The sequence below is a fragment of the Paractinoplanes ferrugineus genome (genome assembly GCF_016862195.1).
GTDB lineage: Bacteria > Actinomycetota > Actinomycetes > Mycobacteriales > Micromonosporaceae > Actinoplanes > Actinoplanes ferrugineus.
Genome location: NZ_BOMM01000050.1, coordinates 181,911 through 203,592, shown reverse-complemented (window position 1 = coordinate 203,592; position 21,682 = coordinate 181,911). Strand labels below are relative to the sequence as shown.

The 21,682-nt window shown below is 69.0% G+C and carries 19 protein-coding genes; 7 read left to right on the top strand and 12 right to left on the bottom strand.

Annotated elements, in window-relative coordinates; all coding sequences use genetic code 11:
• Positions 1–44 precede the first annotated feature (44 nt).
• The 4 genes from Afe05nite_RS28115 to Afe05nite_RS28100 form a co-directional block, all read right to left on the bottom strand.
• Positions 45–1,325, bottom strand: a complete 1,281-nt coding sequence (locus Afe05nite_RS28115) for a glycosyltransferase (protein ID WP_203820234.1) — start codon at positions 1,323–1,325, stop codon at positions 45–47.
• A gap of 361 nt (positions 1,326–1,686) precedes the next feature.
• A complete protein-coding gene (locus Afe05nite_RS28110; RefSeq protein WP_203820233.1) occupies positions 1,687–2,349 on the bottom strand; it encodes a DUF998 domain-containing protein in 663 nt (220 codons plus the stop codon).
• Between the two features lie 250 nt (positions 2,350–2,599).
• The gene (locus tag Afe05nite_RS28105; RefSeq protein WP_239118239.1) at positions 2,600–3,418 is read right to left on the bottom strand and encodes a polysaccharide deacetylase family protein; all 819 of its coding nucleotides are present in this window, start codon (positions 3,416–3,418) and stop codon (positions 2,600–2,602) included.
• A 231-nt stretch (positions 3,419–3,649) separates the two neighbouring features.
• On the bottom strand, positions 3,650–4,030 hold the full coding sequence (locus Afe05nite_RS28100) for a winged helix-turn-helix transcriptional regulator (protein ID WP_438868996.1): 381 nt from the start codon (positions 4,028–4,030) through the stop codon (positions 3,650–3,652).
• A gap of 145 nt (positions 4,031–4,175) precedes the next feature.
• Here Afe05nite_RS28100 and Afe05nite_RS28095 point away from each other — a divergent pair, with 145 nt between their 5' ends.
• The 6 genes from Afe05nite_RS28095 (at position 4,176) to Afe05nite_RS28070 (ending at position 8,462) form a co-directional block, all read left to right on the top strand.
• Positions 4,176–5,030 carry an SDR family oxidoreductase gene (locus tag Afe05nite_RS28095; RefSeq protein ID WP_203820231.1) on the top strand — a complete coding sequence of 285 codons (855 nt, stop codon included), beginning with the start codon at positions 4,176–4,178 and terminating at the stop codon, positions 5,028–5,030.
• 249 nt (positions 5,031–5,279) lie between these two features.
• Positions 5,280–5,870, top strand: a complete 591-nt coding sequence (locus Afe05nite_RS28090) for a DinB family protein (protein WP_203820230.1) — start codon at positions 5,280–5,282, stop codon at positions 5,868–5,870.
• 105 nt (positions 5,871–5,975) lie between these two features.
• Positions 5,976–6,641 carry an ATP-binding protein gene (locus Afe05nite_RS44665; protein WP_275407516.1) on the top strand — a complete coding sequence of 222 codons (666 nt, stop codon included), beginning with the start codon at positions 5,976–5,978 and terminating at the stop codon, positions 6,639–6,641.
• A 102-nt stretch (positions 6,642–6,743) separates the two neighbouring features.
• Entirely contained in the window at positions 6,744–6,878 is a 135-nt protein-coding gene (locus Afe05nite_RS44660; protein ID WP_275407515.1) for a DUF302 domain-containing protein, read from the top strand.
• A 141-nt stretch (positions 6,879–7,019) separates the two neighbouring features.
• Positions 7,020–7,103, top strand: coding sequence for a hypothetical protein (locus Afe05nite_RS44980; RefSeq protein WP_203820280.1), 84 nt, complete (start codon positions 7,020–7,022; stop codon positions 7,101–7,103).
• Positions 7,104–7,367: 264 nt separating this feature from the next.
• Positions 7,368–8,462: an AAA family ATPase gene (locus Afe05nite_RS28070; protein WP_203820228.1), complete on the top strand. Its 1,095-nt coding sequence runs from the start codon at positions 7,368–7,370 to the stop codon at positions 8,460–8,462.
• 64 nt (positions 8,463–8,526) lie between these two features.
• Here Afe05nite_RS28070 and Afe05nite_RS28065 read toward each other — a convergent pair whose 3' ends face one another.
• From Afe05nite_RS28065 to Afe05nite_RS28030, 8 genes are all read right to left on the bottom strand, one after another.
• Entirely contained in the window at positions 8,527–12,078 is a 3,552-nt protein-coding gene (locus Afe05nite_RS28065; RefSeq protein WP_203820227.1) for a glycoside hydrolase family 32 protein, read from the bottom strand.
• Positions 12,079–12,136: 58 nt separating this feature from the next.
• Positions 12,137–13,675, bottom strand: a complete 1,539-nt coding sequence (locus tag Afe05nite_RS28060; RefSeq protein WP_203820226.1) for a glycoside hydrolase family 32 protein — start codon at positions 13,673–13,675, stop codon at positions 12,137–12,139.
• Complete coding sequence (locus Afe05nite_RS28055) at positions 13,672–14,691, bottom strand: ATP-binding cassette domain-containing protein (RefSeq protein ID WP_203820225.1); 1,020 nt, start codon at positions 14,689–14,691, stop codon at positions 13,672–13,674. The genes Afe05nite_RS28060 and Afe05nite_RS28055 overlap by 4 nt, the downstream gene beginning before the upstream one ends.
• Positions 14,688–15,641: an ABC transporter ATP-binding protein gene (locus Afe05nite_RS28050; protein ID WP_203820224.1), complete on the bottom strand. Its 954-nt coding sequence runs from the start codon at positions 15,639–15,641 to the stop codon at positions 14,688–14,690. The genes Afe05nite_RS28055 and Afe05nite_RS28050 overlap by 4 nt, the downstream gene beginning before the upstream one ends.
• Positions 15,642–15,646: 5 nt before the next feature.
• Entirely contained in the window at positions 15,647–16,570 is a 924-nt protein-coding gene (locus Afe05nite_RS28045; protein ID WP_203820223.1) for an ABC transporter permease, read from the bottom strand.
• A gap of 13 nt (positions 16,571–16,583) precedes the next feature.
• Complete coding sequence (locus tag Afe05nite_RS28040; protein WP_203820222.1) at positions 16,584–17,561, bottom strand: ABC transporter permease; 978 nt, start codon at positions 17,559–17,561, stop codon at positions 16,584–16,586.
• Positions 17,562–17,655: 94 nt separating this feature from the next.
• The gene (locus Afe05nite_RS28035; RefSeq protein WP_203820221.1) at positions 17,656–19,293 is read right to left on the bottom strand and encodes an ABC transporter substrate-binding protein; all 1,638 of its coding nucleotides are present in this window, start codon (positions 19,291–19,293) and stop codon (positions 17,656–17,658) included.
• 122 nt (positions 19,294–19,415) lie between these two features.
• Positions 19,416–20,432, bottom strand: coding sequence for a LacI family DNA-binding transcriptional regulator (locus Afe05nite_RS28030; RefSeq protein WP_203820220.1), 1,017 nt, complete (start codon positions 20,430–20,432; stop codon positions 19,416–19,418).
• Positions 20,433–20,675: 243 nt separating this feature from the next.
• Between Afe05nite_RS28030 and Afe05nite_RS28025 the strand changes: the two genes are divergently transcribed.
• Entirely contained in the window at positions 20,676–21,668 is a 993-nt protein-coding gene (locus Afe05nite_RS28025; RefSeq protein WP_203820219.1) for a carbohydrate kinase family protein, read from the top strand.
• The last annotated feature ends 14 nt before the right edge of the window (positions 21,669–21,682 follow it).

The following is a 21,682-nucleotide window of genomic DNA, read 5'->3' as shown; positions in this document are numbered from 1 at the left end:
CCGCAGCACCGGGGGCAGCGATTCACCTCACCCTGCACCCCGGTTTATCGGTCTCCGTCGATCTGCTGCTCCAGCAGGTCGACCGCCGTCGCGACACCGTTCTCCGCCCGCACCCGCTCCCCGAGCCGACGGGCCGCATCGGAGATCACCGGATCGCTGACCGCCTGCCGGATCGCCGCCGCCAACGCCGACACGGTCAGCTCGCGCTGCGCGACGGCGGCCGGCGCGACACCGAGCTGCTGCATCCGGGCACCCCAGAACGGCTGATCACCAACGAACGGGCATACCACCTGCGGTACTCCCGCCCGGACCGCTGCCGCAGTGGTGCCTGCCCCACCGTGATGAACCACCGCCGCCACCCGAGGGAACACCGTCTCGTGGGCGACCTCGCCGGACACGAACACATCTGGCAACGACGGGACCTCCTGCAGTCCGCCCCAGCCGGTGGCAAGCACACCCCGTACACCCGCCACCCGCAATGCCTCGACGACCACCCGCGTCGTGGCCACCGGATCCGTGCCGGCCATACTCCCGAACCCCACGAACACCGGTGGCTCGGAGCCGCCGGTCCACACCGCCTCATCCAGGCCAGCACCATTGCCGGCATCCGGGCGGTCCGCGAACCAATAGCCGGTCACGGTCGCCGACGACGGCCAGTCAGCGGGACGAGGCACCACCGCAGAGCTCACCGCATGCAGCACCGGTGCGACTCCGCCGTCCGAGCGGCGTAGCGGATCATGCCGGCCACGCCGCCGCGGCAGATCCAGTCCGGCACGCCACCGGTCCACCGTGCGGCCGAACATCATTGCCGGCGCCCGCATACCCGCATAGGTCATCCGGTTCATCGACGCCGGCAGCCACGACGGGAACTGCTGGCCCGGCCACGGGAACTGCCTGGTCGGCACATACATCGGCATCGGCAGAGCCAGCACCGCCGGGACATCCAACTTCTCTGCGACATGCTGCCCGGCCAGCACCTGCCCGTTGTGCACGATCACGTCAGCGCCCCGACCAGGCCCTGTCGAAGCCAATCGCCAACAGTCGTCGAGCACCCGCGTGAACATCGCAGGCATCTGGCGCATCAGCGCCAGCTTCGCGCCCATCCCACCAGACGCCACATCGCCGACCGCGGAGCCACCGTCCAGCACCCGCAACGGGCCGTCATCCACTTCCGCGAACACCACGCCCTGACCCGCGACCAGCTCCGCGAACCGCTTCGGCGCCCCTAACACCGCCGCATGACCGCGCCTCTGCAGCTCCTGCGTCAACGCCACGAACGGCTGCACATCACCGCGGGTACCCAGCGTGAGAATAAGGACCTTCATCGCAAGCCTCCACCAGCCGACACGTCGTCACCGTGCCGACCAGGCTTCCCGGCTCACCGTCGACGAGCGTACTGCCAGCCATCACCTCCGGTACAGGCCCACACCGGAGGCCGGCGTCCGCGTCGCCGACGAAGCCTCTGGACCTGGGTTACCTGAGGCCGCCATTGCCGGTTCCCGGTGTACTGCGGTCGGCCCCCATTTGGTCGGGCCGGGTCGGCACTAGCTTGCGGGACGCCTCAGCCGCGCAACTGCCCGAGTCCAGTTGACGGCTTCGAGATCGCGCGAGTCTCGATCACCGTCCGCGGATCCGCGGCGAAGGCCGGCCGTCACAATGTCAGACGCTGCCCCGCCGAGCACGCCTTCAGCCGTTGCTGCCTGCGGTGATCGACGGTGCTTTCTGGCCGGCGCGGCCTGGGGGCAGCCGAGCGCACCAGAGGGCGAGGGCAGCCAGCCACGTTGACTGGGTCAGATCGAGTGCGCGTTGGGGTAGTCCGCCGCCCTGGCCGGCGAGGCTCAGCCCACCGACGGTGATCGTCAGTGCCGCTGTCAGCGCGAACCACGCCCGGCTGCCGCGGGCGGCGAATGCCTGATCCGGTAGGGCGCCGAAGGCTCGTGCGCTGAACAAAATGCTCAGTGGGAGGGCTATGTCGGCGAGCACGCTGGAGGCGCTTTCCGCCAGATCCTGCCAGCCGGCATGCCCGGTGATGCCGCCCGCCGTGCAACCCGGCTCGATCGATGGGGCGCAGGTCATCGGCTGTACAGCGCTCAGCGTGGTGGTGACACCGAATATCGCGAGCGCGGCAAGGGCCTGCTGCCAGCGCGACATCCGCGGCAGCAGGCGCCACAGTTGCACGGTGAGCAGCAGGCAGCAGATGCCCGAGCAGGCGCCGAAGGCATTGACGAGAGTGTGATGAGGTCTGGTCAACGCGCCGAGTTCGCTGATGTAGGAACCGGCCACCGGCAGATCCCGGCCGACGAGCGGCCCGAGATAACACCAGTTGCTGTAGAGAGCCGCGGTGACCACACCGAGCACAATGAGTGCGCGGTTCCGGACGGCCGTGCGGGCGGGGAGGCGGGACACCGACGTCGAATACCTCTTTGGTACGCATTCACTACAGCCGTCTGTTACAACGTAGGCCGCTTTACCGCCCGGTGCTTGCGAACCCATAGCGTTCGCCGGCCGGAGCAGTCGACCCGGCGCGGTGGGGGAGAGGGCTGCCTCGGTCGGGCGTCCGGGCGGATGCTCCTATGGTTGTCAAGCGGCCAGGTCAAGATCAGTGCAGTCCGCCGGCTGGCATGGCGGCGAGGCCGTAGCGGGTGCGCAGCCAGGGCAGTAGCTGCCGATACGTGTTCAGGGTCTGCGGCTTACCGAGGTCGTGGCTGAGGATGATCGAGCCGGGGCGGGTGTCGCGGCGTACGCGTGCGCTCATGTGCCGCACCATCGCCGGGCCGGTGCCGTAGCGGTCGATCAGGTAGCACTGGTCGTCGACGCTCCAGCCCAGCGAGGTCAGGTCGAGGCGGGCGGCCAGGCCGGTCAGTCGGGGTGTGAAGTTGCCGTAGGGCGCCCGAAAGTAGTGGATCGGCGCTCCGGGCGCTGCCTTGCGGATCTCGGCGTTCGTCCGCTGCAGGTCATGCAGGATCTGCGCGTCGGTGCGCTGGTACAGGTGCTCAGCATGACTCCAGCTGTGGTTGCACAGCGTGTGCCCTTCGGCGGCGATACGCGCTGTCAGCCGCGGGTAGCTATGCACCCGGCTGCCGACCAGGCAGAACGTCGCGGTCACGTGGTTGGCCTTCAACATGTCGAGCAGGCGGGGCGTGATCGCCGGGTCCGGGCCGTCGTCGAAGGTCAAGGCGACCGCGGCTGATCCGGTGGTTCGGCGGCTCGCGGTGAGGCCAGGCGTGACCGGCTGAGGCAGTGTGAGCGACGGTGACGGACTCGACGAGGTCGGGCTCACCGGCGAAACCGGTGATGACGTCGCGGCGGCCGGCGCCGTGGTGGGACCATCATGTGCTGAACCGGGGCCGCTTTCGCAGGAGGCCAGCGTCAGCAGGGCCGCGGCCCACATCATCGCCCGGATGAAGTCTCGGCGCACGACCACGTCATTCGGCTTTCTTATGTCACGTGTGGTGGTTCGCCGGCCCGGCCGGGCCCGGTGGAGGTGATGCACCGCGAGCAACAACACCGGCGCGAAAGCCAACAGCAGCACAGCTACGGCTTCCTCCGTACGGCAGTCATCACCATGCGCACGGACTTCCCGGCGCATCCGGATCTCAGCCCGATCGTAGAGTCCTCCGGCAAGGAGAGCCGGTCCGTCCCGCGCCCGCTACTTTCCGGGGCGTTCGTCGTACTTCTTGCGGGCGTCGACAACTTCCTCGATGTGCTGCGTCGACCACTCGGTGAGCGCCTTCAGGGGACCGCGCAGGGTCTGGCCGAGCGGCGTCAGCTCGTACTCCACCCGGATCGGCGCCTCCGGATACACCGTCCGCAGGATCAGCCCGTCGCGTTCGAGCGTGCGCAGCGTCTGGGTGAGCATCTTCTCGCTGATCCCCCCGAGCTGCTGCCGCAGCTGCGTGAACCGACGTGCCCCGTGCCTGCCGAGCTCGCCCATCACCAGGACAGCCCATTTGCTGCCGATCTGGTCGAGCACGTCACGCGACGGGCAGCCCCGCGTGTACGGGTCCCACGATGATGTGGGCTCGCTCACTTCCCGGACCGTCGCCACAAACCTCACCTGGATCCTTTCGCCCGGGTGGGCACCTTACCCGAAAGTTCGCCCTTACCAAAGGAGAGTGACCAGTTCATCGTGGGTTCACGTCGCGGAAGGCCTGCGGCCGAAAGGTGTAACCGCCATGTCGATCGTTGTCACTGCAGCCTCCGGAAATCTGGGCCGGCTCACCGTCGAAGCGCTGCTCACCCGTGGGATGCCGGCCTCCGAGATCGTCGCGACCAGCCGGGACATCAGCAGGATCAAGGACTTCGCCGACCGCGGTGTCGAGGTCCGTCGGGCCGACTTCGCGGAGTCCGGCAGCCTCCCCGCAGCCTTCGAGGGCGTGGACAAGCTTTTGCTGATCTCCACCACGACCCCGAGCGAGCGCGTCGCCAACCACCGCCGCGCCATCGACGCCGCGGTGGTGGCGGGCGCGTCGCTGGTCGCGTTCACCAGCATGCTGCACGCGGACACGTCCACCACAAGTCTCTCTCCCACCCACCGGGCCACGGAGGAGTACTTGCGCGAGCGCCTCCCCAGCGTGATGCTGCGCAACGGCTGGTACCTGGAGAACTACACCGACCAGCTCCCTCAGATACTGCTGGGCGGAGCGCTCTTCGGGGCTGTCGGCCAGGGCAGGATCAGCGCTGCGACCCGAGCTGACTACGCCGACGCCGCCGCGGTCGTGCTGACCACCGAAGGTCACGACGGCAAGGCGTACGAGCTGGGCGGCGATGAGGCAGTCACCCTGACGCAGCTGGCCGCGGCAATCTCGGCCGCGACCGGCAAGCGGATCGGCTACACCGATCTGCCGGCCGACGAGTTCGCTCAGGTGCTGGTCGACGCGGGCGTGCCCGCCGAACTGGCGCAGGTCCTCGCGGACGCCGACCGCGCTATGAGCCACGGCGAAATGTTCACCGACTCCGGCGACCTGCGGCGCCTGATCGGACGGCCGCCGACGACCCCGGCGGAAGCGATCGCCGCCGCCCTCCGCTGACCGGGCGGCGCTGCGCAAGGCGGTCCAGGGCGCACGGACCCGCCCTGGTCGCACGCTATCCCGGAAATCTATGCCCGTTGATCGAAGATCGATCACTCTTCACGGGACAGAACCGGGTCCGGACACCGGATGAACACCAGTTTCGGCACCGCGAGATCCGCGCTGGATTTCATGTTCACAAGTTCGACACCACAGATTGGTGAGGTTCGGGGCGGATCATCGTGGTGCCGCGTGGCAAGCTCGTGTCCCGTGATCGATGACTTCGCGAAGGACTACCTGCACCGCCAGCTCAAGGTGACTCGTGAGGCACTGGTGTGGAAGCTCGACGGCCTGTCCGAGTACGACATCCGACGTCCCCTGACGGTGACCGGGACCAACCTTCTCGGGCTGGTCAAACACATGGCGACCTGGGAGGCCAGGTACCTCGGTGAGATCTTCGCCCGCCCGTTCCCGGAGCCGCTACCGCGCTGGCAGGACGCGGACGGCAGCGATCTGTGGGTAGCACCGGATGAGACGCGCGAGCAGGTTATCGGTTTCTACCGACGCGCTTGGGACCATGCAGACGCGACGATCGAAGAGCTCCCCATCGACGCCTTGGGCCACGTGCCGTGGTGGCCGAGCCCCGAGGTGAAGCTGTTCAACATGATGGTCCACGTCTTGCAGGACACCACCCGGCATGCCGGCCACGCCGACATCCTGCGTGAGCAGCTCGACGGACGGACCGGGGTGATGGCTGAGTACGAGGAGCCGATCGACACGGCGGCCCGCGCGACACACTGGGCGACGATCGAGCGGGCCGCCCAGACAGCCGTCGGCGGCACGGACCCATCCGGTTCTTGAGCGCTCTCTCGTTCGCCCGGGATCTTGAGTCGGACGTGCTCTGACATGGCGTTTGTCCCTCAGTTTCGACACCGCGAGAGGTGGACGCTCGATCGGCTGGATTCGATGTCCGAAGCAGCGATGGCCGGCCACCGCGTCCGCTACGTCCTGGCCACCAAACTCGTCAACGAGCTTGTCGAAGCCGCCGACGAGAAGATGCTCGCTAAAACAATCGCCGACCAACTCGGCTACATGGAACTTGATCGGCGCGGCGCTGAACTGCTCTTCCAGGTTCTCCCCGAGCGGGAAGAGAAGGCCTCCGTCGCCATCGCTTCCAACGAAGCCCTCTCCGGCTGGACCAAGACCTTCACCCGACCCGCGGCTCTGCGCCGCGATCGTCGACCGGCTCACCTTCGGCGGCAACATGATAGAGGCCGGAACCGACTCCTACCGACTCGCCCAGACGCGCGCACGCACCGATCAGTCCGCCCACGCACGGGTCTGAGCCCGCCTGCACCGCTCAATGTCGCCGGCGACGTATTCATGGATTCAGGCGAACCCCAGGAAGATCTGCTGCCAACGATCCTCGGAATCTGCGAGGAGTTCTTCGCCAGCACCAGCCCAGCCGTCCGCCACGAGCTCGACACTCTCATGCGCGCCCGCGACATCACCGGAGGCCCCGGCTGGCTGATCGACATGCTCGCCCTCACGCGCAGCCGCATGGAACACGCAGTCGACCGCAGCCAACCTCAAGCAGCCGACGAAAGTACGGTCAAAACTCGCGGAGATTGATCATCGGGTGAACTGATCAATGGAAGCAAAACTCACGAGCCGCTGGTTTCACAACTCGCGAGCGGAGCCACGCCATGAACGCGGCGGTGAAGGAGGGGTCCGATGTCCGACGCGTTGATCACCGCCGCAGGGCGGCACGACGTGGCGACGACCGTGGAACTACTGACCGCTGCGATACGGCGACGGGCACTGACCCTGTTCGCGACGATCGATCATATTGCGGGGCTAACCGGATGAGCACGCGCCTGGGCTTGCCCTTCTCGAGCTACCGCACGGCTGCGCGCCAACGGATGACAACGCGGATGGCCCGAGGTGTATGGCGTCCTGGCGGGCCCGGCACCAGCGAGGTGACGTGCTGGATGTCCACCAGGTTGGACCGTGAAGGTCGGCGACCGGATCGAGGCAGTCGAGCCGCTGGTGGAAATCTCGACCGACAAGGTCGACACCGCGTCATCGCCCTGAGCGGGCAACAGGACACCCGCCTCGATCTCGGGTCGCCGGGCCGGACGCCCTGACCTCGGCACGCGCCTGCGCCGGCCGACTCGACCTCCGTCACCGGGTGCGGTGTTTCGCCACCGAAGGCCACGCGCGATCTGCGGCACGAGAGTAAGTTGATCTTCAGGGCAATCGTCTGCGCTCGGCACTGTCATCGCAGCTCGTCTGGGCCGTTCCCACCCATGTGAGAAATGCGTTGTGGGCGGACGCGGCGTGCGTGATGCTTCGACCGTGCGTGATCTTCTCCCGGTGCTGTGGTTATGCGGCCCTTCGGGTGTCGGTAAGTCGACCGTTGCCTGGGAGCTGTTCACAGGGCTGCCCGGATCGGGTCACGTCGACATCGACCAGTTGGGTATGTGCTTCCCAGAGATCCCGTCCGACCCGGGCCGGACCGTGCTCGAGGCGCGCATCCTGGGCGACGCGGTCGCGAATTTCGCGGCGGCGGGCGCCAACTGCCTCATCGTTTCGGGATACATCGACTCTCGGCGAGGCATCCACACCGAGCATCTGAGGCAGGCCGAGCTGACGGTGTTGCGAATGCGTTGCGACCAACCGGAACTGCGACGGCGTCTGGAAGTCCGCGCCCGCCCCGGTGAACAGGTGGACCTCGCGCTGCGTGAGGCGGAGGTTCTCGACCACAGCGGGCTTACCTATTCGGTCCTGGACACCACCGGTCGTACCGCCGCGGAGGTGCTCGAAGCCGTTCGTGACCGGTGGCCATCCCCTCCGGCGCGGCAGCCTCGAGGCTGGCCACATCCACCGCGGACGCCCGGCGAAGTCCTCTGGCTGTGCGGCGCGACGGCGGTCGGCAAGTCGACGATCGGGTGGGAGGTGGCCGAACGGTCGCGGCGGGCCGGACACCCCACCGGCTTCGTTGACCTGCAGCAGATCGGGTTCCTCAACGCAGCCGATGCGCGGGACACCGGTAGCCATCGACTCAAGGCCGCGAACCTCGCCGCGGCTTGGGCCGCCTTCCACCAGCAGGGAGCGCGGCGGCTCGTAGTGGTCGGCCCGGTCGAACATTCGGGTCAGATTCGTCTTTACACCGAGGCGCTGTCTGCCGCTACCGTGATGCTTTACCGGCTGCATGCCGGCCGAGACCAGTTGGCCGAGCGGATCCGGTGCCGAGGGCTGGGCGGTGGCCCGCCCATCGCCGGTGACGAGCTACGCGGCCAACCCGCTGCTGTGTTGGTGCAGGCGCATGAGGCTGCGGCCGTACAAGCAGCCGCGCTGGAACACGCCTCCATCGGCGATGTGCGAATCGGCACCGACGGCCGTTCAGTCGTGGACGTTGTCAACGAGATCACCAGACGGGTTGGCTGGTGAGCCAGGTCCTTGCCGAAGAGACGAGCTCGGTGCACCGCGGGCCGTAAGGCGGTGCCGGCCGTGCCTACCGGGTTGTGAGGTACGTGTCCTGGTAAGCGGCCCGGCCGCCGAAGACGTTGAGGCCGACGTGGCCGTTGGTGTACGTCGTGTCGGTCACGTCGATGATCCGGGCGCCGTCGACCCATACCTGGATGCGGTCGCCCCGGGTGAGGATCCGGACCGGGTACGTCGTGCCGCGGCGGACCAGGGTCGGGACGCGGGCGAGGGCCTTGGCGTCGTCGAAGGAGCCGTCTGCCTTGACAACGAGACGGATGACGCGCAGGTCCGGGTCGATGTTGAGGCAGTAGGCGGCGGAGCCGTCGGCCGTGGCGCGCCAGAGGAGTGAGAGGGCACCGCCGGTTTCCGGGTCGGGGCCGCCCAGGCGTACCAGGGTGGTGAGGTCCATGTCGCCTGCCGTGCGGGCCGCGATGGCGTTGGAGTCCTTGTCGAAGGTCCCGCAACGGCCCGCGCTGTCGGTGGACCAGTGTCCGGCGGGGACGATCATCAGCTCGCCGAGGTTCGAGCGGAACCGGCCGCCGGCCGGGGCGGCCGGCGGTGCCTTCACCCGGTGAGCCAGTCGGGTGGTGCTGGCGAGCCGGTGCACCTTGAGCGACTCGATGTGGGCGCTGCCGCCCTTGGTGTAGAAGGCCATCCCGGCGGCGTGCGGGTCGGGGAAGATCAGGCTTGTCACGGCGGCCCGGCCGTCCGCTGCGAAGGCCTCGACCGATGACGAGTCGACGTACAGGCGCAGGGTCACCCGGCCGCCTTCAGCGGTCATCGGTGCGGTCGTGCGGCCGGCGAAGTACTCGGTGAAGTCGCTGCGGCCCGCCGCCGATCGGTCCACGAACAGCTGGTTCGCCGTGGCGTCGTATCCGATCGTGGTGTGCTGGGTGTCGTCGGCCCGGATTCGGAAGCCGACCTCGGTGGCGGTGCCGAGGGTGATCTCGGCCTCGATCTCGTAGGCGGTGCCGGTGAGGCCTGCGAGCGGGTTCGCGGAGGTGGGGCGGACGGTGAGGTTCTTACGGGTCGTCGTCGAAGCGCGCAGGGCGGCGAGTTCGGCGACGGGGCGCTGCGCCAGGCGTACGCCGGCGGCGGTGTCGGTGAGTGTCAGTTCGCGGGGGATGCTCAGCTGGCCTTTCCAGGCGCCGGTGGGGGCGCTGAACGGGTAGTCCCAGTTGCTCATCCAGCCGAGCCAGACACGGCGGCGGTCGGGCAGGCCGTCGAAGGACATGGCGGCGTAGTAGTCGCGGCCGGAGTCGACGCGCAGGGTGGTGCCGGCGCTCTGGTCGGGGGCGAAGCTGGTGCCGTTCCAGTCGCCGGTGAAGTACTGGGCGGCCGAGCCGTCGGTGGCGCGCACGGCGCCGGTACTGAGGGTGAGGACCCACTTCACCGTGTCGTTGTGGCCGTTGACCGGCAGTGCGAAGAAGTCGGGACATTCCCAGACGCCCGCGGTGGCCCAGTCGCCGTAGCCGAAGGAACTGGTCTGGGTCCAGGTGAGCAGGTCGGTGGAGGTGAAGAAGCGGACGTGGTCGCCGCCGGAGACCACCATCAGCCACTGGTGGTGGGTTTCGTCGCGGATCACCTTGGGGTCGCGGAAGGTCCAGCCGGCGTCGGGACCGCCGGGGTTCGGCACGACCGGCGCCGGGCTGCTGGACAACTGCCACGAGCGGCCGTTGTCCTTGCTGTACGCGATCCGCACGCTGGCGTTTCCGCCCGGCTTGTCGGGGTGGTAGCTCGTGTAGTACGCGATCAGTCCGGAGCCGCCGTCGAACAGACCGGAGGCGTCGTCGGCGTCGACGACCGCACAGCCTGTCCAGCAGTGGCCGTAGGCGTTCCAGGGCAGGGCGATCGGCAATGCTTGCCAGTGCACGAGGTCGGTGCTGACCGCGTGTGCCCAGCGTCCCTGGTCCTGGTGGAACAGGTGGTATTCGCCGTCGTAGCGGACCAGGCCGCAGGGGTCGCTGGTGGAGCCGGTGAGCTGGGAGTAGTGGTACGCGGGGCGGTAGGGCTCGGTGAAGTAGTCGGCGGTGCCGTGGACTTCGACGTTCTGGAAGTACGACGTCCCCCCTCCGGCCACCACGGCGACGGCGGCTCCGGCGGTTCGCGACACGCGGGCGGTAAGCGTCAGGACGCCGTCGACGTACACCTGCATGCTCGTGCCGGTCACCCGGGCTTCGACGCGGTAGGAGCCGCCGGGCGCGATGGGCCGGACGGGACCGGTGGCGGAGGCGAGGTGGGCGCCGGTGGAGCCGTCCAACAGGATGACGGCGTTGCGGCCGGCGTCCAGGCGGGCTTCGTAGCCGCCGGCGCCGTTGGCGGCGGCGCGCACGATGAGACCGGCGCAGGACGAGGCGCCGGCGGGTGTGAGGTCGGCTCTCGCCACGAGGTCGCTGCCGGCGAAGGGGGCCGTGCGAAGGCCGTTCTCGCCGCGGATGCCTCGCACGTCAGGGGTCCAGTTGCCGGTGCGGGTCGTCCAGCCCTGGACACCGGTGACGAGGTCGGTGATGGTGATGTTCTCGAACGACACCGGGCCGGCTGATGCCATGACCGCGAATCGGCCTGTTTGGTGAGCAGGGTCCTGGGCCGTGATGACGGGACTGTAGCCGTCGGGGGTCAGGAAGTTGGTCTGCCAGTGCACGCGCAGTTCGCCTTGGGTGGCTTCGACGCGCAGACGGTAGACCGTGTCGGCCTTGATGGCGGTCGGGTACGTGCCGAGGGTGCGGTTCCCGTCGATCCGGTACAGCCGCAGCCTGCCCTGGCTCGCGTCGACCTCGACGCCGTAACCGCGCGTGGCCCGGGCATCGGTGCGCAGGAGTAGCGCGGCGACCGCGGCATCGTCGTGCAGGAGCAGATCGGCCTGCAGCGTGGTGTCGTACGCCCGAGTGGTGCTCACGGCGCGGGCGCTGTCCGCCGGGAACGGGTCGGCGCGCCAGCCGAGCGGTGTGGCCGTCCAGGTGCCGCCGCTGGTGGCCCAACCGGTGAGGTTGGTGGTGATCGCGGCGAGGCGCGGTGGGCCGAAGGTGACCGTGTCGCCTTGGGCGAGCAGGCCTACAGATCCGCTGTCGCGGCTGTGGTCCTCGGTGCGCAGCAACTGTTCGCCGTCGAGGTACACGGTCAGCTCCGGTCCGTCCACGGCCACTTCGAGGTCGTAGGGTCTTCCGGTTCGCGTTCGCGGTAGTGGTGCGGCAGCGATGGTGTCGCCGCTCGCCAGGTCGTGGAGCCGGAGACGGGCACGGCCGAACTCGAGCGCGGCAACGTATCCGGCCGACCCGTCCGGGGCGGCGCGGAAGACCAAGGCACCCACATCGGAAGCGGATCGAGCAGTGATGCGGGCTCCGTAGGTGCCGTTGGCCGCGAGTTGCTGCTCGGACAGGGCGAGAGCCTGCCCCCGCCGGCCGGCGGTCGCCTTCTGGCCGCCGTCGACGGTGCGGGTCCAGGCTCCGGTGAGGGGGAGCGGGTCGGGTATCGGGGTGGGAGTTGGCCGGGCGGCCTGTGCGGGGGACCGCAGGCCGCCGAAGGGCAGCAGGGTGGCGGCGGTGCTTCCGGCGAGCAGGAGGGTACGACGGGACACGCTCATGGGCGCTCCTGAGGGAAGTGGGCTGTGGCCGACGGGCCGGAGCCGGGGTGTCAGACGGTTACGGCCACAGCGGCCGGGGTCCTGCGGTGAACGCCGACGCCATCTGCCAGGCGTCGAAACGGTCCAGGGCGACGTCGCCGTCGGCGCCGACGCCGACGCCGACGGCCTGGTCGGGGCGGGTGGGATAGACGCGGGCGGAGAGGGGATGCCCGTTGGCGAAGATCTCCAGTGCGGAGTGGTCGACGAGGACGCGGAGCTCGACCCGGCCGTCGGGACCCATCGGCAGTGCGCCGTACCGGGGTTCGGTGTCGACCGTCGGGTCGAGGCTGCTGGTCTCGCGGTGCAGGCGCAGGGTGCCGCCTGCTCCGTCGTGCGTCCGGTTCACTTCGACGACGGTGCGCTCCGCGCCGTCGGGTGTCTCGCGCAGGACGAGGCGGGCGGTCGCTGCGGGGGCCAGGCGCAGGCTGATCTCGAGGTCCAGCTGGTCTCCGCGTACGTCGTACAGCCGGGTGTACGACGCGTTCAGCCGGCGCGCCGGCACGGCGACGTGGTCGCGCCGCAGCCGGGTCAGCTCCGGGGCCGGGGCCTGGTGCAGTCCGCCGTCCGAGCCGAGCGTGACGATCCGCGGCAGGGACATCACCCCGCACCAGCCGGCCCGCGCGTTCGCGTCGTCGGTCCGGCCCTCCTGCAGCCAGCCGAACATGATGCGGCGGCCGTGCTCGTCGCGGGTGGACTGGGGGGCGTAGAAGTAGCGTCCGCCGTAGTCGAGGCGGTGCACGGCGGTGGGGGTGAAGGCATCACCCTGATAGCGGCCGGTCCAGTAGAGAGAATGGTGGGTGGTGCCCTCGTCCCAGGCGGAGAAGACGAGGACGTCGGTGGCGTCCGCATTCCCGCTCTCGCTGTCGCCGAGGCGGAAGAGGTCGACGCATTCCCAGGTCGTGCCGGTCCAGTCGGGTTCGCCCGGGTTCTGTGCGGCGGTGCCGGTCAGCAGCGGGCCGACGTACCGCCAGGTGCGCAGGTCATCGGATTCGTACAGGAACGCGGTTCCGCCGACACCGCGGATGCCCGAGCCGATGAGCTGGCGCCACACCGCGCCCTCCCGCCACACGCAGTGGTCTCGGAAGGCGGTGACGTCGACGCCCTCGGGCGCAGCGGCGATGACCGGGTTGGCCTCGTCCTTGGTCCAGGACCGCAGGTCTGCCGATCCTCTGGCGACGCAGGGCAGCTCGTGGCCGGCGTGCCGGCCCGAGTAGACGATCGTGGGTACCCCACCGTCGTCGACGAGGACACCTGACCAGCAGCCGTCGCGGTCGGGGCCGTCGAGGCCGGGGGCGAGGGCGATCGGTTCGTCGGTCCAGCGGACGAGGTCGGTGCTCGTGGCGTGCCCCCAGTGGATGTTTCCGTGGGCGGGGGCGAAGGGGTTGTACTGGTAGAAGAGGTGATAGACGCCCCGCCAGTGGGTCAGCCCGTTGGGGTCGTTGAGCCAGCCGCCGGGCGCGGTGAAGTGGAAGCGGGGGCGGTGCGGGTCGCGGTGGGCGCGCTCGGCCAGGCCCTCGGCAACGGAGGTGCCGGGAGTGAGGGTGAGGTCGTGGGTCATGCTGCGGTGGTCTCAGCCTTCTTGAGGTCGTCGGTGGCCTTGAGCAACCGATTGGCGATGCCGGTGGCCGGTGCGCGCAGGTGGCAGCGCACCCAGTGGGGGTGTCCCTGGTCCTCGCCGACGATGTGGCGGACGGGCTCGGTGCGGCTGCACGTGCCGTCGCTGCCGTACGGGCACGCCGTGGGGTTGAGGATCGCGTCGCGTAGCCGGGCTCGTTCGATCGGGTCGTAGCCACTGGAACGGCGGGGGTCGGGGACGGCGGACAGCAGCAGGCGGGTGTAGGGGTGTGCGGGGGCGTCCATGACGGCCAGCGCGTCGCCGCCCTCGACGATCTCACCGGCGAACATGACCATCGTGGTATCCGCGAGGTAGCGCGCGGAGCCCAGATCATGGGTGATGTAGAGCATGGCGATGTCCCGGTCGGTGCGCAGGCGCCGCATCAGGTTGAGGACGCCGACGCGCACGGAGACGTCCAGCATCGAGGTCGGCTCGTCGGCGAGGATCAGTTTGGGCTCCACGGCGAGGGCGCGGGCGATCGCCACGCGCTGACGCTGGCCGCCGGAGAGTTCGTGCGGATAGGAGTGCAGCATGTCCTCGGTCAGGCCGACCGACGTCAACAGCTCGCGGAGCGCCTCAGGCGCGGCTGAGCGGCCGTGCAGGACCAGCGCCCGGGTGAGGAAATGCTCGATGCGGTGGACGGGGTTGAGCGAGCCGAAGGGGTCTTGGAACACCATCTGGACGGTGCGGCGGTAGGCCCGTGACGCCCCGCGCCGCTCGGTGCGCAGGACGTCCTTGCCGTTGAGCAGCACCTGCCCGGCGGTGGGCGCTTCGAGGCGGGCGAGGCAGCGGGCGATGGTCGATTTGCCGCTGCCGGACTCGCCGACCAGGGCGGTGATCAGCCCGGCCGGCAGGTCGAAGGACACGTCGTTGACGGCCCGGACACGGCGCCGGGAGAAGACGGTGCCGACCTGGAAGTCCTTGGTCAGGCCACGTACGGACAGCAGCGGTGCGGTCATCGGAGGTCTCCTTCGGTGCTGCGGGCCACCCAGCGGCCGGGCGCGACCTCGCGCAGGTCGGGGATGTTCATGGAGCAATCCGATCGATCCGGGGGACAACGGATGTGGAAGCCGCAACTGTCGGTGGTGCGGGGGGCGTCGAACAGGCCGGTGAGTTCGCGGCGCGGGCCGGTCAACGGCGGGAAGGCGTTCATCAGCGCCTCGCTGTACGGATGCAGCGGCTTGGCGAACAGGTCGTCGGCCGCGGCGAGCTCGACGATCCGTCCGCCGTACATCACGCCTATGCGCTGGGACAGCTCGACCATCAGGGACATGTCGTGGGTGATGAACAGGATGGAGAAGCCCAGCTCCCGCTGCAGGTCGCGGATCTGCGCCATGATCTCCTGCTGCACGACCACGTCGAGCGCGGTGGTCGGCTCGTCCATGATGAGCAGCCGGGGGTGCAGGGCGACGGCCATGGCGATGACCACGCGCTGGCGCATACCGCCGGAGAGCTGATGCGGGTACGCCTTCAGCCGTTCAGGATCGATGCCCACCAACTCCAGCAGCTCGCCCGCCCGGTCCCGCGCGGCCCGCCGCGACAGCTTCTCGTGCGTGGTGAAGATGTCGCCGATCTGCTCGCCGATGGTCAGGACGGGGTTGAGCGAGTTCATCGCCGACTGGAAGACCATGGCGATCTGCCGCCAGCGGAACGCCCGCAGCTCGCCGCCGGCCAGGGCGAGTACATCGCGGCCCTGGAAACGGATGTCGCCCGCGGTGATCTGCGCCGGGGGCTTGAGCAGCCGCATCACCGCGTTGGCAATGGTCGACTTGCCGCACCCCGACTCGCCGGCCAGCCCGAAGATCTCCCCCGGGCCGATCGCGAACGACACCCGGTCCGCGCCGACGACCGTACGGCCGTCGCTACGGTATTCGACCCGCAGGTTACGCACCTCGAGTACCGGATCCATGAGAATCAGCCCTTCCTCTGCGCGGAGCGGAGCCTCGGATTGGTGATTTCGTCGACCGCGTAGTTGACCAGCGCCAGCGCGAAGGCGACGAGCGCGATGCACAGTCCGGAGGGGACGAAGATCCACCAGGCGCCGGTCATCAACGCGCCGTCGCTGCTGGCCCAGTACAGATTGGTGCCCCAGCTGACGACGCTCGTGTCGCCGAGACCGAGGAATTCCAGCGCCGCCTGCGAGGTGATGCCGAAGACCACGCACCCCAGCAGCGTGGTCATCACCACCGAGGCCATGTTGGGGAGGATTTCCCGGAACATGATCCCCAGGGGGCGCTCGCCGGTGACCGCGGCGGCGGCCACGAAGTCCTTGCCGCGGATCGATCTGGCCTGCGCTCGCAGCACCCGCGCCGAACCGGCCCAGCCGGTGATCACCAGCACCAGGACCACCGTGGCGGTCCCCGGGGGCAGGAACGCCGCGAGGATGACCAGCAGCGGCAGGCCGGGCAGCAGCAGGAAGATGTTGGTGACCAGCGTCAGCGCGTCGTCCATCAGACGCCCGAAGTAGGCGGCCGCGAGACCCACGAACAGGGCGACGCCGGTCGCGACGATCCCGACGGTGAACCCGACGAGCATCGAGGAACGCGCGCCCCACAGGGTGAGCGCGAGGACGTCCTGGCCTTTGGTGGTCGACCCCAGCCAGTGCGCACCCGAGGGACCCTGGCTACCGCTGGAATTGATCAGGGACGGGTCGCCGGGGGCGAGTACCGGCGCCAGCAGCGCCAGCAGCGCGAAGACGGCGAGCAGGCACAGCCCCGACAACGCCTTGCGGCTGCTCAGAAGTTGGCGCGCCAGCCCGTGTCGCCGCGTCTGCCCCCGTACGCCCGGGGCCGGAGCGGCCACGGTTGAAGTCGTGCCCGTGGTGTCTACTGCGGTCATCTCTAGACGCTCCTTAGCGGACGCGAACGCGCGGGTCGAGACGGACGTAGACGATGTCGATCAGGAAGTTCGCCAGGAGCACGGCCGCCGTGATGGTGAGGAAGATGCCCTGCATCAGCGGGTAGTCGAGGCGCTGCACGGCGGCGAGCAGTTGGAAGCCGATGCCGGGGTAGGCGAACACGACCTCGGTCAGCAGAGCGCCGCCGACCACAAAGCCCAGGCCCATGCCGATGTTGGTGACCGATGGCAGCAGCGCGTTACGCGCCGCGTAGCGGAACATGATCCGCGAAGGGCTGAGGCCCTTCGCCTCGGCCATGGTGATGTAGTCCTCGGCCGCTGTGGCGATCATGCTGTTGCGCATACCGAGCATCCAGCTGCCGACGGTGACGGCGACGATGGTGAGCGCGGGGAGCACCAGATGGGTGCCGGCGTTGGCCAGGAACTCGGCGTTGAGGCCGGGAGTCAGCCCCGCGTCGTACGCGTGCCGCAACGGGAACCAGCCCAAGCTCACACCGAACAGGTACAGCGCACCCATCGCCAGCCAGAAGTACGGAAACGAGCCGACGAAGATGAGCAACGGTGGGAAGGCGGAGTCGAGCAGCCCCCCACGCCGCGAGGCGGCGACGATGCCCAGGAGATTGCCGAGGAGAGCCGCGATGATCAGGGCGGTGGTGCCGAGCAGCAGCGTCCAGCCGATCTGGGCCCCGATCACCTCGGTGACCGGGGTCGGGAAGCGGGAGATGGAGATGCCGAGGTCGCCGGTGAAGACGCTCTTGACGTAGGTGACGTACTGCTCCCACAGGGGACGGTCGTCGAGGCCGAACAATTTGCTCATCTGAGCGATCTGTTCGGGCTGCATCGCGCCCTGCGACTGCGCGAACATCCGGGAGACCGGGTCGCCCGGCATGAAGCGCGGAAGCAAGAAATTCAGGGTGATGGAGGCCCAGAAGGCAACCAGGTAGAACCCTAGATTGCGCAGGATGAGACGCACGGCTCGTGCTCCCTGTCGACGAGGGTGAATGGAATGCGGTACGCAGGGGCGGCCGGCCGGGAAGGTGGCCGGCCGCCGGCCGCGCGAACCTGCCTCAGCCCTTGACGGGCGTCAGCGACGTGAGCACCAGGACGGTGCTGGTGTTGCGGTTGCCGAGAGTGGCGTACGGGTTGTCCTGTGACGGCCAGCCGGTGAATCGGGCGTCGGTGTACGCGCCGAACTCAGGCCCGGTGAACAGGGGCACCACGGGGGCGTCGGCGTCGTACAGCTTCTGCAGACCGTTGATCTGCTCGCGCTGCTTCTGCTCGTCGGTGGCGGCGGCGAAGGCGTCGATGAGTTCGTCGGCCTTCGGGTCGCCGAAGCGGTGGTAGTTCTCGCCGGCCTTCTCGCCGACGGGCTTGAGCAGCGCCTTCGACATCACGCCGCGGAAGTACTCGTACGGGGTGGCGCCGTTGTTGCTCCACACGATGCCGGTGTCGAAGGTGCCCTGCTCGTAGGAGCTCACCACGGCCGCCCAGTCGGGCGTCTTGACGGTGGCGGTGATGCCGACCTTGGCGAGATCCTGCTTGATGATGTTGGCGGCCGAGATCCAGTCGGAGGAGGCGGAGCCGACGGAGATGTCTAGCCGGAAGTCCTTGCCGTCCTTCAGCTTCCGCTTGCCGCCACTGTCCCGGTAGCCGGCCGCGTCGAGGGCCGCGGCCGCCGCGGCCGGGTCGAGCTTCGTCCAGGTGCAGGCCGCCGCGAGCTGCGGATCGCGCCACTTGTCGTACGTGTGAGCCAGGCCGGTGCAGTCCGCGGGCTGGGCGTAGCCGTTCATCGCGACCTTGGCGATCTGGTCGCGGTCGACGGCCAGGCTGAGCGCCTTGCGCACGGCCGGGTCGTCGAAGGGCGCCTTCGTGGTGTTCAGCTGCCAGTTGATCATGGCGCCGGCGGGCGGGAACCAGTAGTGGTTGTGCTTCTTGTCCTTGGCGACGAAGGTCTTCTCGATGTCGGGGATGAACGACTGCGTCCAGTCCACTTCACCGTTGGTGAAGGCGAGGTTGGCGCTGTCGTTGCCGGAGAAGGCGAGCAGCCGGATACCGGCGATCTTCTGCTTTTCGGGCTGCCAGTAGTTGGGGTTCTTGCGCAGCTCGTACGCCTGTGTCTGGAACTTCTCCACCTTGGTGTACGGGCCGGTGCCGACCGGGTCCGCGTTGGTGAACTTCGCCGGGTCGTCGATGGTGGACCAGACGTGTTTCGGCATGATCGGTTGGTTGCTGATCTCGAAGAAGCCGGGTGAGAAGGGCTTGGTCAACGAGAACGTCACGGTGTGGGGGTCCCCGGCGGTGACTGTCCCGAGGTAGTCAAGGCCGCCGAGCACCTTCTTGCGGAGCTCGAAGGTGTAGACGACGTCGTCGGCGGTGAAGGCCTGACCGTCCGACCACTTGACGCCGTCGCGCAGCGTGAAGGTGAGCGATTTGCCGTCCTTGGCCTGTTCCCACTTGGTCGCCAGCCACGGCGTGTCCTTGGCGTCGGCCATGCTGTGCACCACCAGCGGCTCGTAGACGGCCTCCTTCGTCATGGGGGCGGCCTGCGGGGACAACGGGTTGAAGTTGCGCGTGAACGTCGCCAGGTCCTCGCGGGGGATGGTGAGCAGCTGGTCGCCGGAGGTGTCTCCGGCGCCGGAAGCCCCCGAGCCACCGGTACAGGCGGACAGGAGCAGGGCTGCTGCTGCAGCGGTCGCGGCGAGCACCGTCAGAACGGGTCGCGGCCGTCGTGAAGGTATGCGGGAGGGTGCCATAATGGGAACTCTCTTTCCTCTCTTCAAAAGGCAGACGAAGGCGGAACGGGAATCCTCGGCGGGCTGATTCGCAGTCAGACCGACGAGCGTTCGAGCAGCGGGCAGTCGATCGTCACCCGGTGGGTGTCGAGCGGCTGACCCGCTGCCAGAGCGGCGAGCATGTCGATGCCCTTGGTGCCCATGGTTTCGAAGGGCAGGGCGAGCGTCGTCAGCTTCGGCCGCAGGTAGGCGGCGATGAGCTCCTGGTTGTCGAAGCCCACCACCGCCACGTCGTGCGGGATGCGCAGCCCGCGTTCCTTGATCGCGTCATAGGCGCCCATCGCCATCCGGTCGTTGGCGCAGAACAACGCGGTGGGCCGGGCGGCGGCCGGGCGGTCCAGCAGTTCGCCGGCGGCTGTGTAAGCGCCGTCGGCGGTCGCCCAGCCCGAGACGACGAGAGAGGGGTCCGGGGTGATCCCGGCCTCGCTCAGGGCGCGCTCGTAGCCCGCACGCCTGCCGACGGCGGCCGGGATGGTCGGGTCAAGGTTGATGAAGCCGACCCGGGTGTGACCGGCGTCCAAGAGCCGGCGCGTCGCCCGGAATCCGCCGGAGGCCTCGTCGGGCAGGACGCACGGCAGCTCTCCCTGCGCGTCATAGCAGTTGACGAGGACGGTCGGCACCTCACGCGCGGCGGCGGGCAGCGTGACCGCCCGGTGCCAGGTCGTGGCGTACAGGAGCCCTTCCACCCGGTGCTCCAGCATCTGCTTCAGGGCGGCGGCTTCCTGAGCCGGATCGCCATTGCTCGCGGCGATCAGCAGAAACCGCCCGTCACTCCAGGCTCGGCTTTGCGCCCCCGTGATCACCTCCGCCGCGAACGGGCCGGTCACGATCTCGGTGATCAGGCCGAACCACCCGCTGCGTTTCGCGGCCAGCGCCCGAGCCCCGGCGTTGGGCCGGTAGCCGAGCTCGTCGATCGCGCCCAGGACCCGCCGGCGAGTCTCCTCGGGGATGCCGGGCCGGTCGTTGAGGACGAAGGAGATCGTGGTCCGCGAGACACCCGCGCGGCGGGCCACGTCGCTCATGGTCACGCGACGGGTCTCGTTCGTGGGCACTCTCGGTTCCCTTCGGTCGGGCGAAGCCGTGACAACACCTCAGGTTTCGCGCTTTAATAACGCGCGTTAGTGGAGTGTTGCAGGGAAGTTACGTCTGTCCCGAGCGGCATGTCAATAGCTACGTCGGGACGGCTTCCGGCCACCGGTCCGACGCTCTTCGCCGGCCAGGACGCTGCACCATCCGCACCGGCCGAGCCCACGCAGGCCCAACCCGCGCCCTTTCGAGAGAGGCAGATTGCCACCATGACCCGATCCCAGCCCGGCAGCACCGTCGCCGTCCTCGGCGAATGCGTCGCCGACGCCTTCGTCGACCCGCGCCGATCCGGTCCCGGCACCCTCGCGCTGCGCGTTCTGCCTGGTGGTGGTCCCGCCAACACCGCCGTTGCGCTCGCCCGGCTCGGCACCGCGACCCGCTTCCTCGGCCGGTTCTCCCACGACGCCTTCGGCGGCCTCTTCCGTGCCCACCTCAGCGACTCCGGCGTCGACCTGACCGGCAGCGTGACCGCCGCCGATCCCAGCAGCCTCGCCGTCGCCGACCTCGACGAGACCGGCCAGGCCACCTACACCTTCTACGGTGACAGCGCCGCCGACTGGCAATGGACCGCCCCCGAACTCGCCGGCACCCGCCTGGACGACACCACTTGCCTGCACACCGGATCCCTGGCCCTGATCCGCCGGCCCGGCGGCGGCCGGATCGAGGACCACCTCGCCCGGGTCCGTGAGCACGTCACTGTGTCCATCGACCCCAATGTCCGTCCCCGGTTCGTGGCACCCTCCGCCTATCGCGAACGACTCCCACACTGGTGCGCCCTCGCCGACATCCTGCGCCTCAGCGAGGACGACCTCACGCTGCTCGCCCCCGACACCAGTGCCGAGAAGGCCTGCGACACCTGGCACGCCGCCGGTGCCCGCCTGATCGTCATCACCCTGGGCGAACGCGGTGCCCTCGCCTCCCTCGACGGCCGCCGCGTCACGGTCCCCGCCCCGGCCACCGACGTCGTCGACACCGTCGGCGCCGGCGACTCCTTCACCGCCGGGCTGCTGCACCGCCTCAACGCCCTCGGGCACCTCGGCGGCCGACTCGACGGGCTGACCTTCGAGGACGTCAGCGACGCCTGCACCTACGCCGCCCAGGTCGCCGCCCTGACCTGCTCGGTTCCCGGCGCGAACCCACCGCACGCGCGGGACGTCGCCCGAGTACGACCGGCGGGCGGGACAAATGTTTCGGTTGTGTAACGGCGTTTTACCTC